Consider the following 16,752-nt stretch of genomic DNA (forward strand, 5'->3'; position numbering starts at 1 on the left):
CCAACCCGTAAATCCCGAGGGCGGGCCATCACTTCCAGCATCTTTGCAAGTAGAATTGCGCCAGCCCAATTCAGCAGACAAAAATTTCCAGACCAGCCCTGCTATTAGAGTTCTTTCTCGCAGATTAGATGCCTCAGCTCCGGGAATTTTAGCCTTTGAACAAACCTTTACGAGGGAATACGAAAAATATCTCGATCTGCCCGCAAGAACGCCGATTACAAATATGTCGGTAATTTACGAAACTCTGCGAAAAAACGAAGAAATCACCGGAGTAAAATCGGCAATTATTTATATGAATTGGGTGAGCGGATCGGATTCGGCCGCCAAACAAAATAACTCGGTGCTGGTGGCAAGTCGGGATTTATCTAATCTATTGCCTGTTAATAAAAACCTCGAATTACCATCGGATAGATTGTTAGGAGATAAGTTAGAAAACACGTTTTCGCCAACAGATTCAAAACTTTCGGATGCAGCTAGCGGGGAGCATTTAGAATTAGTTTTAGTCACAGCTAACGCTCAACCAATGCGCGTCTTAATTCCGGCGACAACACGCTGGCAGGTGCTGCAATTGGCGGAAGCATTTCAAAGCGAAATCACTAATCCCAGAAGAAGAAGCAGCAGTAGTTATTTAGATACAGCCCAAAAACTTTATCGGTGGTTGATAGCGCCGCTGACGGCAGAATTGACAGCTTTAAAAATTGACCATTTAATTGTAATTCCCGCAGCAGGTTTGCGCAGCGTGCCATTTGCTGCCATTCATGACGGCAAACAATTTTTAATTGAAAAATATAGCATTAGCGTGATGCCGAGTCTGAGTTTGACTGATATCCGCTACGACAATACTGCTGACGATGAAGTTTTGGCGATGGGGGCGTCGGTATTTGAAGATAAAGCGCCACTACCAGCAGTACCGGTAGAGTTAGAGTCGATCGCGCCACCAGAGCGCGGAAAATCATTTTTGAATCAAGATTTTACTCTCGCAAATTTGCAAACTCAGCGGGCAAATCGTCCTTTTGGTATCATTCACTTAGCCACTCACAGCGAATTCCAGCCAGGAGAGCCCAAAAATTCTTACATTCAGTTGTGGGATACTAGATTGCGCATCGATCAAATGCGACAGTTGCGGTGGAATCAACCGCCGGTAAATCTGTTAGTTTTAAGCGCTTGCAGTACCGCTTTGGGCGATGAAGAGGCGGAGTTGGGGTTTGCGGGTTTGGCGGTAGCTAGCGGTGCGCGATCGGCTTTGGCGAGTTTGTGGGAAGTCAGCGATGAGGGAACTTTGGGGCTGATGACGGAGTTTTACCGCCAGTTGCGGGCTCCTCGGGGCGAGGGGAATATCACGATTAAAGCCGAGGCTTTGCGGCGGGCGCAATTGCAGATGTTGGGAGGGCGGGTGCGGATTCAAGACGGGCTGTTGCGAGTTGAAGGAGTTTCTACCACTCTGATTTTACCGCCAGAAATTGCCGCCCGGGGCGATCGCCTGCTGGCGCATCCTTATTATTGGGCGGCTTTCACCATGATCGGCAATCCCTGGTAATTTGTATAGCAGTGGACAGTTGACAGTTGACAGTTGACAGTTGACAGTGGACAGTGGACAGTTGACAGTTGACAGTTGACAGTTGCAGAATCAGGAAATCAAACCGTTTAGGCTATGGGTTAGGAGGCTCTCTTCATGAGGTTATTTATGTCCTCACCGCTGTGGCGATTGCTATAATTGGTAATTTGTAATTGGTAATTTGTAATATTGTGTTCGCTCAATTCCCCGCAATCAACAATGTTTGATTGCTGTCGTTCTAGGTGGCATAATATTAGACTATCCCTGCTTGAACTTGCTTCTAGCTATATTGGATATGCCTGAATTTAATGCTGTTCATTCTGCAAAGAGCGCCCAACTTCCTGGTGACAGACGTGCCAAAAATACAAAGCTAAATTCAAAAGAGCTAATAATTTAGTGCCATCTTCTAACATTGCGTGTACTCCTAGACTGGGAGAATTGACAATATCTTCCAACCTGGAGATAGCGAATAAAATAAATGCTGCAACTAAGGGCAAGTAAGGAGTAGTTTTGATATAGCGCCAAAACTTAAATCCGTAAACTAAAACAGCACTACCATAACAAAAATAAATTAATCTAGTAGAAATTCCTAGCCGGGAAAGAATCAAAGTCATCCGAAACCTGTCATCCAGAAAAAAGACTGCCAGCAGTAAACCGCTAAACAAGAAAAATATTGCCGATCGACTGCGGGGATCTTTTTGGCGCAAAACTCCGAAGGTAAAGGCACAAATTGCGACTGGGATGCACCATAAAACTTCGGAAACTCCCGTGAGAATGCCTTCATAAGGAAACCAGGAATTAAAAGGATCGCTAAACAAACGTTCAACTCCGTCTCCCTGGTTTTTGAGTTTGGCATAAAGGCTCAGCCCGCCTAGAAACAATACAGTCAGCGTGTTGAAAACAGCTAAAAAAGGTACTGTAAAAAAGTGTTTTTGGAGTAGATGAAAAAATTTTGAAATTTTGGGAATTTTATCAAATAAAGGCAGATGCTTCATAAAAAGGGTCTCCAAGCAATAGACTTTAGTTACCTATTCACCGGCAGCCAAACCACAAATGTAGTGCCGCGATCCGTGGGATATAAATGAGCGGCCGCAGATGGCAGCCATTGCGGATTTACTGGGGAAAATACTTGGATTTCTCCTTGCATTTGCCGGACTAAATCGCGGGCGATCGCCAAACCCAATCCTGTACCGGGAATTTCAGTCTGCGCTTTTTCTCCCCGGTAGTGGCGCTCAAATAAATGTTCTAAATCTTGGGGGGGAATTCCCGAGCCGGTATCGCTGACTGCTACTGCTACAGCGGGCGAGGGGCGGCCGTTCGCCTCAGAGCTGACTTTAATATAAATTTTGCCACCGTCCGGCGTATATTTCAAAGCATTGTCAATTAAATTGCTCAAAACTTCGCGCAAAGCTCGATCGTTCGCCGAGACTGGCGGCAAATCCGGCGGTATGTCGGCTAGTAATGACAGGTGGCTTTCTGAGGCGATCGCATGAGCGGAAATTAACAGCGGTTTTAAGACGAATTCCACAAAACAGGATTCGTCCAAATTAGTCACCGGTGACAGCGACAGAGGAGAATCCCTGGTTAATTCCACATGGGAGGTTGCTATTTCTGAAGTCGCAGATGGGAGTCTCAGATTTGCTTCGCCGGTGTCTACGGTGCGATCGAACTGACTGAGCAATTCAGAGAGGCGATCGCTTTCTCGGACAATACTAAAAGCCACATTGCGGTTTTTGTCTTCGGGTACCAGCCGCCGCGCTAACAGTTTGCCAAAAGTTCGCAGCGCTGTCAGCGGACTTTTAAATTGGTGCAGCAAATTGTGCATCGTGTCGTAAACCTGAGCTTGGATTTGCCTCGCCGATCCCAATTCCTGCTGCATCCACTGCGATCGCTGGTCTAAAATGCACGCGAGGGCCAAGGTGCGGGCAATTTGTTGCATAGTCGCCTCCTCTCGATCGTTCCAAGCCCTGTCTTGCCTGCCGCACACCAACAGACCCATGACAGCTCCCTCGTGTATCAGAGGCGTCACCATTTGCCTCCGCTGCTGCCAAAGGTTCTCCGGGCCCTGGCAGCTATCCCGGTTTTCAAAACCCGGGAGTGGTTCGGGTGCGATCGTCCCCACCGTTGATTTTTCCACAGTCACAGCCGGCGCAGCCAGCCGCGGCAGCGGTTTGACTGTCGAGCTTGCCACAGATTCCAGCCTCAACTCTTGATTTTCTTCCTCGATGACTGAGGAGTCTGGGTAAACCGCGATCGGCACCAACTTTGCTTCGCTCCCGGATACCAGCTCTTGTGTCAGGTATACCGCGCTGAATGTCGCTCCCAAGCTGACGGCGATCGTCACTTGCGATCGGCAAAGCTTGACAAATTCTGAACTAGCTGGCATTAACATGAGCGCCACATTAAGATATCGTACGGAATTTTAAGTAAATTACAATTGATAAGTCGCCGATTACAGGTAAGAGATTTTTTAATTTCTGATATCTGCCTGTGGTTGATACTGGCAAAAGTTCAATTCCTGGCGGCTTCAACCAGCAATTCTTGCCCCAAACTGCCTGTTCTTGGCTGCCACAGCTCGTTCTTTTTTGGCTTTTGCCCGAAACTTTTGCGTTACAATACCATAACCGCTGCACTTTTGTCGATCGGCACGAATGTTAAGATTATGTCGATATATTAAAAACAGTTGAAGTTTTGAGCTAGAAGGGATATACTGGCCTCGGATTTGGTAGCTATGATTACCTAAAAATTGGATCTAAAGCCCCGTCCGATTTTGATGATTGAATCATATATTGTTGATTCGCTCTTCGGTCAAAATCCGGTCTCAACTTTATAATCCAAAAAAATCTTAGAGGTTGTGGCATCAACCTGAGGGCTAGGCAATATCAGACAAGCTGTGCTTGCGTTTGCTGTTTGAATCCAGAATTCCCATGTCTTTAGGACTCGGGAGTATGTCAAAACCTGTCTGCTCATACTGTCTGCTCACAGAGGAGGTAAAGAAATTGGCCAGGAGACGCAAACGCAAAAGTCGCCGCCGACAAGAAGGACGCAGAATTTTAGAGTGTGTGCCTCAATATAGCATCGAGAGCGGCGAAGATAAACCCGTAACAGCGGCTCGCAAGTTCATCCATGCCGAAGGCATTGCTCCCCCAGCTTTATTGCTGGTCAAGCGTAACGAGCATACCACCGACAGATACTTCTGGGCTGAAAAAGGTTTATTCGGAGCCCAATACGTAGAAGAGAACCATTTCTTGTTTCCCAGCTTAAAGGTGATGCTCGAAGCCACGGCAGAAAAAATTCCTGTGGTGTCGGCCAGTCGCGCATAGACTGCAATGTTTAGTTCAAAACATTGACAGCAATGTTTGATAACTCTTTTAACAACAGCGCGAGAGTTTTCATTGTCTAGAGAGTGCCAACTGAAATTTACGCGAAAAGTCCTGATTGAATTAGGGTATAAGGAGCCATCGCAACAGCAAGGATCGCCATAGCGGGCGATCGCCACAATTGGCACTCTCAGGATAATGGTTTTTTTTTGATCCGCCCAAAAACAAACGCCAGACTGCGACTCGAGTCGCGAGCCACCAGAAATTTTAGACGCAAATTCAAGCTTTCAGATTCATGTGTAGCATAAATCTCAAATCTTCAATCCGAAAATCGTTTGACTGCTTTGTCGATCGAACCATCAGTCTGGGATCTAGGATATCAAAAAAGGTTCCGCACTCATCTTTTAATCTTCTAGAGGTTTTAAATCTAAAGCTTTTTGCATAGCTGCGAGTTCGTCGCGGTGAGCTCGCACAGTAACCAAGCTCTTGGTTTGGGTTCCCGACTCAGGGACGGATTCGAGTTTCAAGGAAACTTGCTCAGATCGTCCGGCTCGTTTCCAGTAAAACAATCCGGCCAGCGGGGACAGCAGTACCAAAGCTAGGAAAATTTGACCTTGCTGCGGCACGAGCATTCCCAAAACCAGTCCCAAGCAAAGAGTGCCACCAGCACTCAGCAAAGTTAGAAAAATAGCTAAAAACAAACTCGGCCGGACAAAACCCTCAAATGTAACTTTATAGTTGGGGGCATCGACGGCTGCAACTCGGTAAGCCCTAGAGGCAAAATAGTCTTGTAGCTGGGTTAACAGTGACTCTTGGGCGCTCTCGGAAGCAAGCTTGACTTGTTCGATGCGGTCTTTGACTGAGGCCTTGATGAAGAAAAACAAGCCAACAGCCAACAGCAGCGTTAGCACAAAGGTTGAAGGAAGAACAGCAGTATCCATCGGTAGAAGTTTGTGTAAGTGAAATTGTCTACTATTACTTTACATAAGTTTACAGACGAAAGCGATCGAGGACTTACACAGGCACTTTTTTCACAAAATTCACAGAAAGCTTTGTAGCAAGATATTTTTCTCCTCTCTCCTCATCACCAAATTCCCATATCTACCCATTATCCCTATTTTTTAAGTGACCGCGTGTAAGTCCTGACTTGTTGTAGCTGCTGTCATCCCTGGTAGTGGCGAGTCAGCAAAGCGAAGACAAGAAAGGCAATTCGCTTTGCTACTAGCGCCAGCATATGCAGGGTTTTAGGCATCCGATTGCAACGCCTGCTAACCCGTGTGACCAGTTTCTAAGGCTCGGGGCCGGCGCCCAGACGCGCCGTTAGCTTGACCGATATAGTCGTGCCACAGACGAGCCAGGTCTTGAGCTTGGTGCCTCCACTCCGGCAGGATTTGATACATCCGGCGGGGGCGGCCGCGTCCTTCTACTTTTTTCCAGTAACCGGTGATTACGGCTTCATCTTCGAGGAATTTCAAAGCGCTGTAGAGGACGGTATCAGAAAGTCGGTAGATGGGGAATTCCCGTTCTAGTTGTCCGATGAGTTCTGTACCGTAGGAATCTGAGCGCAATAACACCGAGAGAATGTAGCACACTGCTAGTTCCTTGTTTAGATAAACAGGAGGGGGGTCTTGAAAAAATTGATAGATGTGTTCAAATTTCATCTGTCTTGTCCGCTGGAAACTCTCGTGATACCGTCAGGTTAACGGGAGAGGAAAGCGGGGCGGGGTGTGCCGCTTCCTAAGGATTAACTGGGAATCGGGAAACAGAGGTGCAGTATTTCCCTGGTGAATTTCGATCGCCCCAAATGCTTGTCTTGCACTTCGGTAATGTTTGCTTGCACCAAGGTTGAAGAGCGCTAAGGTAACTAGCTTACTCAGTTCCTCTTCCAATCTATCGCAGCGACTATTGCTTGCGCGTGCGATCGCTTGCAAGAGTTCGCTGTTAATTTCGGAGTTGGTGTTGCCAGTTTTAATTCAAAATTCGCAACTTCCCCAAACTCTCTGACTAGCTGGTGCGCGATCGCTTGTGAGAGTCCGCCTCGTTTTTGAAGCCGAAACTTTGCCTTTAAACCGGACTCAGGCCTAACATAGCGCGCAGTGTAAAAGTTAGAAACACGAAAGTGGCTACAATCGAAGTAATCAGGGCGATCGCAGTTGCCGGTCGAGCCAGCAGGGGCTTTAGTCGCTCGAACAGGAAAAAGAAAATCCCCAGACAAATCGTAATGAAAAAGCGGGGGTAGCGAGAGACGTTATTAATGAAATCTTCCATGAGCACAGGTGGGGTAAAGTGTTACAGCTCGATCTTTGACTGGTAACACTTGTGAGCGAGTTAGACAATTTTGGCACAGCCGGAGCTAAATCAGCCTCCTCGGGCGATCGGGCCTTTTTACCGACAATGCTGACATATATAATTCTAACGAAAACTTTTGGTCGATCGCTCCAGCACTGTCTATTTAATGGCCGGACGCGACATCGGGTTAAAACTTCAGAAATATTTCTATTGAGTTCTAGTTGTGATAAATATTATATGGCTGTTATCTCTAGATAAATGTCTGCTGCCGCACATTCTTTCGTATTGCCGCGTCCATTTCTGAAATGGGCTGGAGGCAAAACTAGGTTGATTGGACAATATCAACCTTATTTGCCTGAAAAGTTCAAAAATTACTACGAGCCTTTTTTGGGCGGCGGAGCTGTATTTTTTTACTTAGCACAACAACACCCTTCTTTGCAAGCTGTGTTAACAGATATTAATCCTGAGTTAATTAATGCCTATTGCTGTGTCAGGGATCGAGTAGAGGAGCTAATTGAGCTTTTATTGGAGCACGCCTGCGAACACACCAAGGATAATCTTGATTATTATTACTCGGTGCGATCGCGATCCTACACCACAGACACAGAAAAAGCAGCACGCCTGATTTACCTCAATAAAACTTGTTACAACGGCCTCTACAGAGAAAACTCCAAAGGTCAATTTAATGTTCCGATGGGCAGATACAAAAATCCTAACATTTGTCAAGCAGATTTATTGCGATCGGTCTCATCTTTACTCGCGCCCGCTCAAATTGAAGTCAGGAAATTCGATCGAATTTTGGATTTTGCTACCAGCAGCGAAGACTTTGTTTATTTTGATCCGCCGTACTATCCAATTAGTGCCACAAGTAACTTCACCGCTTACAGCCGGGATAGTTTTAAAGAATCAGAACAGCTTAAACTGAGAAACGTTTTTGCAGAACTGGCAGAACGTGGCGTCAAAGTTATATTATCTAATTCTAACTGCGACTTCATCAAAGAAATCTACACCGATCCTCAAGCTTTTTCAAGAGAGCGGTTCCCCAAAATAACTGAAATATCAGCATCAAGGGGAATTAATTCTAATAGTTGCAAGCGCGGTAATGTCAAGGAATTATTAATATTTTCAGTTTAAATAAACACTCTTTGCAAGGTCTCTACCTAAACATATTTTCTACGGCAGCTTGTGACATCATAAACCCGGTTTGTTCGGATATTTATTATTACTAAACTAAACGGAGATTTGTTAAAAACCGGGTTGGTCGCCCTCATGTACAAACACTCAAACTGTGACATCAAAAACCGAGTTTATCTTATTTCCGGTAACTGCGGAATTATACAGTGCTGTCCTCCCCGAGCCAGTTCTAATCGCAAGCGGGGACAGCACTGCCAGAAAATTATTATTCCGATGCAAACCGAAAGGATATTATTCGTCTATTTATCGCCAGCGAACCAAAAAATTGTAGGAACTATAGCCTTTCGATCCCCCATGTGAGGTACTATCAGGCATAGGCCTCCGTGGTCTCCGCGGCCATACCTCACCACGCGATCGAACCGCTATAAGTAAAAAAATTTGCTAAAAAAAGGAATTATTGCCTATTGATTTTTCTGGATTTTTAGGATATATTTTAGATAATGGAAGTGGTGAGCTAAATTTTATTTTTGCCACTATTCCCATTATTAAATTGTACCTCCTCAAACGGCTGTAGTCAAGCACTCAACCCAAAAAAAAAGGCAATTTTTTTTTGAATTAGTAAAATAAAAATAGTTGAATGGTGTGTTAGGGTAAATAATCGCAGTTTCCTCAAAAAATGCAACTGTAAGGAAGGGGAAAAGGGCGATAGGCAAAAAACAAGCCTTGATAGGTAGTTCCTGATTAAAGATTCTTGTTTGCCCAGGTAATGAAAGCTTCAAGCTTATAAACTGCCAACAAATTTGGATTGTCAGGAATTTGTTTTTTGAACCACTCGATCGAACCTTGCCTCATACCGTCACCGCCGACGATCACAATAGTGGGAACCCCATAGCAAGTTTTAATATTTAAATTGAGATAAGGATACTTCTCGTCAACAGAACCTTTATCTTCCTGCCACTTGCACTCAACAATTAGACCGAGAGGAAACAAACCAGAGCCAACAATATAAAAATCGACATTTATTTCTGTTTCATAAATGCTAGAGCCGATATAAACCTGTTTAGCATATCGCTGGGGATTTGCAGTAGAAAGCAAGAGCCAATCTCGCTTACGCTTTTTGGGTAGCTCGGGACATATTTCGAGATAGCCGTGACCTCTCAACGTACCTTCTACAGTTGCTTCTAAAACCAAACCAGTTTTATTGGCTCTACAACCCCTATTCATATTGTTGGCTCCTGAATATAATGTGAATTAAGCCGATCGCACTTTTAGCACTCCCCGGTCAAAAACCCGCTTGTCAGTACCGATAGAACTGACAAACATCCGATCTTCATAGACATCAAACGTTGCAAAACTCAGGCGCGTCGCAGAATGCTCCGTCCATTCAGAACGCCCCACCGGACGAGTACCCGCGCCGGCCCCACAAACGAGATAAGTAGTACCGTCAATCGAGCGAGTGCGTTCGTAACTGTGCTCGTGTCCGTTGATATAAACCTGGACGCCGTACTTTTGAAACAAAGGCGTAAAAGTCTGAATAAAAGATTGATTCGAGCCGTACACGCCAGAGGAATAAATCGGGTGGTGGCCGAAGACAACTTTCCACGGTGCAGTGCTTTGACTCAACTCTTTCTCCAACCAAACAAGCTGATTTTTCCAATCAGCATTGTGATTGGTATCTAACGCAAAAAACTGTACCGGATCGCGGCGAAAAGTATAGTAGCGACCTTGCATATTAAAACCCGGATATTTAACTTGCGGGTCGCCGTTAGCCGTGCGGATGTCGTGATTTCCCAAACAAGCATAAAATTTAACATTTTGCTGCAATAACGGCTGATAAGGCTGCTCGAAAACAGCATTAATTTTTTCAATTTCGCCGTTATTGTAGATGTTATCACCGGCCAGAACAGCTATGTTAAAAGGATTTTCGCGGTGATATTGCGCCATCGCCCCAGCTACAGCATACTGACCCTCAGCCCCGGTACCGGTGTCGGCTACCGAAATAAAGCGTAAAATAGGCGGTGAAGCCGGTAATGGGACGATCGCCCTTTGGGCCTCAAGGTTAGAAGGCTCAGCAGCATTGGCGTCTGTACCCCAGGAAGTCCGAAGCTGAAGCATTTTCCAGATTCCGGCAAAACCTAAGGTGCCCAGACTGCCTAAAATTAGAAAGTGACGGCGTTTGATGCTCATTTTGATTCAGTTACAACTAATGAAATGATAAATTAAGGCTGAGATGGCTCAACTAAAATTTATCCTGTTTAGATATATATTTGTAACGCTCCAAGGCAGAGAAAATGTCAGAAGAACCACTAAACCAACCAACTCCAGAAGCGTCTCCATCTCCGACACCGGAGGTAGACTCGCCGAAAAAGTCCGCCGCCACTAGCAGTCAAGCTAAAAAGGCCAGCAGCGCTGTTTCCACAAATCAGAAAATCAAAGCTTTGATTGTCTCGATTCAAAATTTGGGAAAAGGCGGGAAAAAATTAGCAGCAGAACCTCCGTTTCAGGCGCAACAGCCGATCGCACCCACGGCTTCTAACTCAGCAACAACTCCTCCTCCGGCTGCGGCTGCGACAGTTAACAGCGTACCCCCGCCAAAAGCTGGGGTAAAATTCGATAAAAAGCCTGTTTCTAAACCCACGGGGAGCAGTTTTTTAGCAAAAGTCGCTGTACTGTGGCAAAGTATTGTACGGCTAGTGCGGGATCTGCTACCGGCATCTGCGAACGCCAAGCTGTCCGATCCAATTTTAAACGCCGGATTAGCTGCAATTCTGATCGTGGCGATCGGTTTAACTCTCAACAGTTTCTCGGCAAAACCAGCGGATAAACTAGCAAAAGCGCCTATCCCAGCAGCGCAGCAGTCGCCGCCAACGTTTGACGATTTTGTGGAGCCGCCAACAGCGAAATCCCCAGAGGCGATCGCAAATTCTCAGCCTACACCCGCTAAATTTAAAAGCAAGTTGCCCGATTTAGCGGCGCCGAAAAAACCGGAACCTGTAGAAATTCTCCCGCCGCCGCCGCTGACGCCGGAACAGTCTCTGATTGCGGCGATTCAAAATCAAGTTGCTGACATTACGAATCGACTCGGCGGCGGTTTAGTTAAGTCTGTTGATGCTGATTTCTCGATCGGTCTTTTGACTGTCAAAGTCGCTGAAGATTGGTACAAACTCAGCGATCTAGAGCAAAATCAGCTCGCAAGTCAAATGTGGAAAGAAGCTAACTCCCTCGATTTCAGCAAATTACAAATTGCCAACTTGGAAGGAAAGTTAATAGCTAGAAGTCCGGTTGTTGGCTCGGAGATGATTATTTTAGAAAGAGGGATTAATAAAGTTTAAATCCTCTGTATCTGCAAACAGTCAGATTAGCCTAAAAGTCCAGGACGCAGCATCAAATTAGCTAGGTTTGTAGTGAGGACTTCAGTCCTCTCTTATTTGATGAGGACTTGCATTCCTCACTACAAACCTGAAAAGGCTGATTTACCAGAGATTAAACTAATTAAATTTGAGAAAAATTGAAAGATGACAATTTTAACTCAAGTCGAACCAGTAGAAATTGAATCTCCCAAAAGCGACCCAGAGGCGATCGCGCGCGATCGCGACATCGCGCGCGATTATATAGCTTACGGCCTTGCAGCTCTCAACCTTTACTTTCAAAAGCGTTCCGATGTTTAGGTGTCAGCCAATTATTTCATTTATTATGAAGAAAGAAACAACATTGTTCCGTAATTTCAAGGCAGTAAATTTGAGTAGGCTTTCCCTGCGAGCCTACAACAATTTAAGTATTATTGCTGAGTAAAGTACATTACTTTGATAAAGAATCTGTAAACTTTTAACAATCCAATCACAATTAATCATTAATAGGACTTACGCACGAGTGGCTAGAAACCGGGTTTTTTACGAAAATTATCCGCCGCAGCCCATAAATTAGACAAAAAACCCGGTTTCTTGGATATTGGTGCGTCTTGGACTGAGTAAAAAAAGCTAACAAGCGCAGCAAGATTCATATATTTGCTGCTGTTAAGCCGAACTTAAGTTTACAGACAGCAACAATCAACCTTTTCCCAACAATCAACCCGTTCTCTTCATCACGGCTACCAATGTATTAGTAGATAACTTTGGCGACCCCCTAGGCAGTCAATTCAGCGACTTAACCGTTAAATTTGTAGTCGGCAAACAAGCTTACGAAGCAACAGTTTTGACAGACAAAAGTCGCAAATTAGCAAACAATCAATTTGAAATCGCCGTTCTTGTTCCCAACACCGTACCGTTAGGTGAATCCCGCATCGTCATCAGCCGCAAGCAAAATGAAAAAGTCAGCCCGAAGCCCTCAGAAGCAGCAAAAGAAGTTAAATACGATAGCACTCCTTACCGAATTCAAAACAATACAGAATACATCTTTGCCGCGCAGTGGACAGCAGATAAAGTTGCAATTATTAACGGTGCAAATCCCAAATCAGTCGTCACAGCTACTAATAGCAGCGACTTGTCCATTGCCAGCGTTTCTGTAGGCACGGATGATATACTCGATCGCCCGCGAGAACTAACACTCACCAGTGACGGTAGCCGTGCTTACGTAGTAATGGATCGTTCCGGGCGCGTTGCTGTGGTCGATCCGATGACGCGACAACAGATTGACACTCAGCCGAATACCGCTGGTATCAATCCTATCAACTTGCCTAGCGGTGCAGAAGGTCGATCGATAGTCATAGACCCCCGCGACCAATACGCCTACATCGCAGACGGAAAAATCGGCAGCAACTCCATCTACGTTCTCGACATCAACCCGTTTTCCTCAACCTATCACCAAGTCACCCAAACCATCCCAGTCGGTACAGCACCAAGCGGTTTGCGGCAAATCGCCCTTAGCAGCGACGGCAAAAAGCTATTTGTTACCGCACCAAACGGCGCGAACAGCAAGATTTACGCCGTTAACATCGACCCCAAAGACCGACCCAGCGACCCCAGTCAGAACCCCAAAAAGTGGAATCAATTAATCGGAAATATCACAGCAGATGAAGGGCTAGAAGGATTAGCTGCTACGGTCGCTCCGCTGAAAATGACATTTACAAACAGCGGCAAAGATAGCAAAGGATTTGGGGTATTGGACATTACTAATAACGACCCCGTAAGTTTTGCTGCTACTACTCGCTATGCAAGTTTAGGGCTGGGTTCAACTTTTGATTACTTTGATGTGAATGAGGGAGTTTCGGTAACAGTTTTACCGGATGCGAGTTATGCGTTTGTTGTGGGTCGGAATGCGGATACGAAATTTTTCGGTCAGGAAATACCCAGCATAGATGGAGACCCGCGAGCCGGCAGCAACATCGGCATTATCAAAGACCCGCTGACAAATCCGCAATTAGTTGCAGCAACTCGACCAATTCCCGATGGATTTGCTACCGACTTAGCGCTGTCAAGTGATAGCAAGTTTCTTTACGCTTCCTATCCAAATTTAAGCGGTGCTGGCGGCAAAGTTTATGTTTTTGATGTTGCGGAATTTGTCAAAACGCTGACGAACCCCAGTCAATTCCAAGTAGATGCCAAAGGTCGGGGTGTTGGGCTGCCCTTGTTCAACAGCGCTACGGCACGAAATGCTACGATTGCTGACTTGGCGGCGATTCCAATTGATAATATTAATCCGGCTGTTAGTGTTGCTGCTGATTTTCAGATTCTGACCGACGCGAACAACCAATATACTTACGGCGTGCCGGCTGGTAGCAAGCGAGCTCCCGTTTCTGTGACTAACCCTCGCGGTTTGGCGGCGACACCGCAGGATTGGCTGGATTTGAAAGAGCCGATAGGCACTAGCGAGACTTCAGAAAATCCCCTTAACCCAAAGTTCCAATGGACTTTTGACAATCTACCTACTCAGGACATTACAGAAGTTAATCTCTTCGTCAGCGTGTTTGACGAAGGTGAGGGACTTTTGCCGTGGGATAAAGTAGTTGATTTACCAGACCCTAACGGTAACAAATTTCTCTCCGACCAAGGGTTGAGTAAACCGCAGCAGTTAGATTTACTGACAAAACCTTGGAGTACATCTTCTTACCGCAGTCAAGAAAACGATTTCAACCCCAACCGGATTTTAACTGCGACTTGGCAGAAAGATAGCACCAATATCGGCAAGTGGACTTTCGATGGCGGTAAAACATTTACTCCGGGAACCAATACCAGCTTTACACTTCCTCCCAGTCTCAAACTGACTGCGGGTCAGGAGTATAATTGGGCAGTTGAAGCTTGGAATAAAGAAGGAAAACGCAACGAGGAGTTTGGTAATTTCTGGACGCCGCTACCGCCAGCCCTCAACGGTGACAATACCTTCAGCAGCGTCACCGTGCTGACCCACGGCTTTAAACCTCCATTTTTGGATAAGCCGGGAATTCCTTCAGAGTTTTACCAAATGGGTAATAGTATTGCCAATGCAGGTATCGACGGCGGCGGTTTAATGATGAAGTACGACCTGCCTACAGGTTACTGGGTTCCTGTAAACAAATCTGGTGCAGTTTCGCCAGACTTCCAAGCAGGTTTGAATCCCAAAACCGACCCAAACTATCTCACTAAGCTGGGAAGTTATATAGCTCCCTACCTGGCCAAGAAACAACCGTTAGTCCTGCTGAATAACTGGTCGGAAAATAATGAATCGGCAGTTCCTGATTCAGGCTTCACAGAAGCGGCAGCAGATGCTTTCTTTACTTCCCTCGTGCAATTGGATGGAGTGCTGAAGAATAAAACCAGCCCTACCAAACAAGGTGCCGTTTTCAATTCACCGCTGCACTTTGTTGGTTTCAGTCGGGGTACAGTTGTCAATAGCGAAATTATTCAGCGTTTGGGTACTTATTTTCCTGATGCTGGCGGCAAACCCAACTCTGCTACTCGCGACCTTCAGATGACAACTTTAGACCCCCACGATTTCGATCAACCGTCGCTAAATGTGGTTACCAAAAATTTCGGTGATTTCCGCGAACCGAAAGTTCAGGTGTGGAAAAATGTTACTTTTGCGGACAATTACTATCAGACAGTCCCGAATTTATCGAGCAATACATTTACGCCGGCCGGTCGCAATATTCCGAATCTACCGTCTACTGAGAATGGGAAAACGGCCCCAGGACTTAAGTTTCCGCGAGAAGGTTGGAGGTCAGAAAATCCCAATCCTAATGCTCCGCTGTTGGGAGAACCAGATTTGCCAGTTTTCTTGGGAACTAATAAAAATGACCCAGATTACAATAACAGCCGTGCTGGGTTCACGACAGATCCTCTGATTAAACCGGGAGATGTACACGGACGTGTTGTGAGTTGGTACGGAGGAACATCCGACTTGTTTCCAACTAACTTTCCGTCCAATGAAAACTTAGAAGTTAATCCTGTATTTCGTCGGCGAGGTGATGGATATCGGGAACAGTTGTTCGATAAAAACTTTTCATTTAGCAATAGTGTTTTGACAGGCCCGACTCGCGTTAGCCCTTGGTATACGCCGGAAAGCAAATTCCAACATGGTGTAGAAGCTGCTCCTTGGGAAGGGATTGGTACGGGCTGGTTTTATTCGGCTCTGGGTGGCGGTTACAGTTCGCGCCCTAAAACAAATGTAGAGCGTATCCCGCTTGATTTTGACAATACTTATGATGCCAGGATGCGAGGAGACGCGACGGTTCCTACTTTGTTTAATGGGAATTTTGATGCTGTTTTCGATCCTTCGGGAGTGACTCGAACTCCTTTGTCTAAGGGTCTACCTGGATGGTCGTTCCACAACGGTCAATCCAATCCCAATATTGATTTGGTTCAAAGTTTGGAAGACGTAAAACTTATCCAAGGGAACAGCGAACCAAACTATGCTTTTAAGTTAGAAACCAGCAAGGTGAAGGAAATTGTTCACAATCGGTTTGTTGTACCCGATTGGGGCGCTCTTCGATTTGATCTGCACGCACCAAAGATTGCCAATAGCTCTAATGCCAAATCTAAAGGTACGCTTGATGTTACTATTCGACCATCAGATCCATCAATTCCAGCGTTTTCTCAAACAATAACTCTTCAAAAAGCTGAAAATGAAACGGACAGTAATAAAGCTCCGGCTAGTTACTTAACAGATAAATACAAAGTAGATTACGGGATAGAAGGCTTTGAATCTTTCAATGTTGACGTACCAGAAAGATTGCGCGGTCAGTCGGCAACTGTTGAATTCAAGCTCGAAGCATCTATTCCTGTCTATCTGGATAATGTCTTTTTCCAAAGCGAGTCGCTGAGGTTTAGCAATCCAACTACAGCAAGAACTGACCTACTGACTAATAATACCTATCAAAATAACTATTTGATAGAGAAGCCACAGTACACTGTTTCCTATAATGGCAAAAAAAATACACCTAACTGGGTTAGTTGGGTTCTGGATGGCTCATGGCCAGGAAATATTCCAAGTAAAGACAGACCAGGTGAGTTTGCGGTAGACCCCGATTTAAATAGTTCCTTT

13 protein-coding genes are annotated in these 16,752 nt (G+C 45.5%); 6 read left to right on the forward strand and 7 right to left on the reverse strand.

From position 1 onward, the window contains the following. Positions 1 to 1,537: CHAT domain-containing protein (locus QT974_RS06380; RefSeq protein WP_333467683.1), on the forward strand; the 1,537-nt coding region annotated here is incomplete at its 5' end. A gap of 323 nt (positions 1,538 to 1,860) precedes the next feature. On the opposite strand, the gene QT974_RS06385 is transcribed toward QT974_RS06380, so the two are convergent. Beyond that, positions 1,861 to 2,550 (reverse strand): hypothetical protein, encoded by a 690-nt coding sequence (locus QT974_RS06385; RefSeq protein ID WP_333467684.1) that lies wholly within the window; start codon positions 2,548 to 2,550, stop codon positions 1,861 to 1,863. A gap of 29 nt (positions 2,551 to 2,579) precedes the next feature. Beyond that, positions 2,580 to 3,941, reverse strand: a complete 1,362-nt coding sequence (locus tag QT974_RS06390; protein WP_333467685.1) for a sensor histidine kinase — start codon at positions 3,939 to 3,941, stop codon at positions 2,580 to 2,582. 613 nt (positions 3,942 to 4,554) lie between these two features. Here QT974_RS06390 and QT974_RS06395 point away from each other — a divergent pair. Continuing rightward, a complete protein-coding gene (locus QT974_RS06395; protein ID WP_265233835.1) occupies positions 4,555 to 4,878 on the forward strand; it encodes a DUF3155 domain-containing protein in 324 nt (107 codons plus the stop codon). Positions 4,879 to 5,279: 401 nt separating this feature from the next. On the opposite strand, the gene QT974_RS06400 is transcribed toward QT974_RS06395, so the two are convergent. The 3 genes from QT974_RS06400 to QT974_RS06410 form a co-directional block, all read right to left on the reverse strand. Beyond that, positions 5,280 to 5,816: a cofactor assembly of complex C subunit B gene (locus QT974_RS06400; protein ID WP_333467686.1), complete on the reverse strand. Its 537-nt coding sequence runs from the start codon at positions 5,814 to 5,816 to the stop codon at positions 5,280 to 5,282. A 327-nt stretch (positions 5,817 to 6,143) separates the two neighbouring features. Beyond that, complete coding sequence (locus QT974_RS06405) at positions 6,144 to 6,536, reverse strand: PadR family transcriptional regulator (RefSeq protein WP_332949489.1); 393 nt, start codon at positions 6,534 to 6,536, stop codon at positions 6,144 to 6,146. A 403-nt stretch (positions 6,537 to 6,939) separates the two neighbouring features. Beyond that, positions 6,940 to 7,143 carry a DUF751 family protein gene (locus QT974_RS06410; RefSeq protein ID WP_333467687.1) on the reverse strand — a complete coding sequence of 68 codons (204 nt, stop codon included), beginning with the start codon at positions 7,141 to 7,143 and terminating at the stop codon, positions 6,940 to 6,942. Positions 7,144 to 7,422: 279 nt separating this feature from the next. Here QT974_RS06410 and QT974_RS06415 point away from each other — a divergent pair, with 279 nt between their 5' ends. Continuing rightward, complete coding sequence (locus tag QT974_RS06415; protein ID WP_333467688.1) at positions 7,423 to 8,298, forward strand: DNA adenine methylase; 876 nt, start codon at positions 7,423 to 7,425, stop codon at positions 8,296 to 8,298. 741 nt (positions 8,299 to 9,039) lie between these two features. Here the strand turns inward: QT974_RS06415 and QT974_RS06420 are convergent. After that, complete coding sequence (locus QT974_RS06420) at positions 9,040 to 9,522, reverse strand: PD-(D/E)XK nuclease superfamily protein (protein WP_333467689.1); 483 nt, start codon at positions 9,520 to 9,522, stop codon at positions 9,040 to 9,042. 27 nt (positions 9,523 to 9,549) lie between these two features. Next, positions 9,550 to 10,485, reverse strand: a complete 936-nt coding sequence (locus tag QT974_RS06425; RefSeq protein WP_333467690.1) for a metallophosphoesterase family protein — start codon at positions 10,483 to 10,485, stop codon at positions 9,550 to 9,552. A 104-nt stretch (positions 10,486 to 10,589) separates the two neighbouring features. Here QT974_RS06425 and QT974_RS06430 point away from each other — a divergent pair, with 104 nt between their 5' ends. The 3 genes from QT974_RS06430 to QT974_RS06440 form a co-directional block, all read left to right on the forward strand. Continuing rightward, entirely contained in the window at positions 10,590 to 11,630 is a 1,041-nt protein-coding gene (locus QT974_RS06430) for a hypothetical protein (protein ID WP_333467691.1), read from the forward strand. A 183-nt stretch (positions 11,631 to 11,813) separates the two neighbouring features. Beyond that, positions 11,814 to 11,966, forward strand: coding sequence for a hypothetical protein (locus tag QT974_RS06435; RefSeq protein WP_333467692.1), 153 nt, complete (start codon positions 11,814 to 11,816; stop codon positions 11,964 to 11,966). 523 nt (positions 11,967 to 12,489) lie between these two features. Beyond that, the coding region (locus tag QT974_RS06440; protein WP_333467693.1) for a beta-propeller fold lactonase family protein at positions 12,490 to 16,752 on the forward strand (4,263 nt) is incomplete at its 3' end.

This window comes from Microcoleus sp. BM001215392, from assembly GCF_036700185.1.
Classification (GTDB): domain Bacteria; phylum Cyanobacteriota; class Cyanobacteriia; order Cyanobacteriales; family Microcoleaceae; genus Microcoleus.

Coding starts and splice junctions, on each gene's coding strand:
- QT974_RS06425 (WP_333467690.1), bottom strand. CDS start 10,485: ATGAGCATCAAACGCCGTCACTTTCTAATTTTAGGCAGTCTGGGCACC.
- QT974_RS06435 (WP_333467692.1), top strand. CDS start 11,814: ATGACAATTTTAACTCAAGTCGAACCAGTAGAAATTGAATCTCCCAAA.
- QT974_RS06405 (WP_332949489.1), bottom strand. CDS start 6,536: ATGAAATTTGAACACATCTATCAATTTTTTCAAGACCCCCCTCCTGTT.
- QT974_RS06415 (WP_333467688.1), top strand. CDS start 7,423: ATGTCTGCTGCCGCACATTCTTTCGTATTGCCGCGTCCATTTCTGAAA.
- QT974_RS06385 (WP_333467684.1), bottom strand. CDS start 2,550: ATGAAGCATCTGCCTTTATTTGATAAAATTCCCAAAATTTCAAAATTT.
- QT974_RS06420 (WP_333467689.1), bottom strand. CDS start 9,522: ATGAATAGGGGTTGTAGAGCCAATAAAACTGGTTTGGTTTTAGAAGCA.
- QT974_RS06410 (WP_333467687.1), bottom strand. CDS start 7,143: ATGGAAGATTTCATTAATAACGTCTCTCGCTACCCCCGCTTTTTCATT.
- QT974_RS06430 (WP_333467691.1), top strand. CDS start 10,590: ATGTCAGAAGAACCACTAAACCAACCAACTCCAGAAGCGTCTCCATCT.
- QT974_RS06390 (WP_333467685.1), bottom strand. CDS start 3,941: ATGCCAGCTAGTTCAGAATTTGTCAAGCTTTGCCGATCGCAAGTGACG.
- QT974_RS06400 (WP_333467686.1), bottom strand. CDS start 5,816: ATGGATACTGCTGTTCTTCCTTCAACCTTTGTGCTAACGCTGCTGTTG.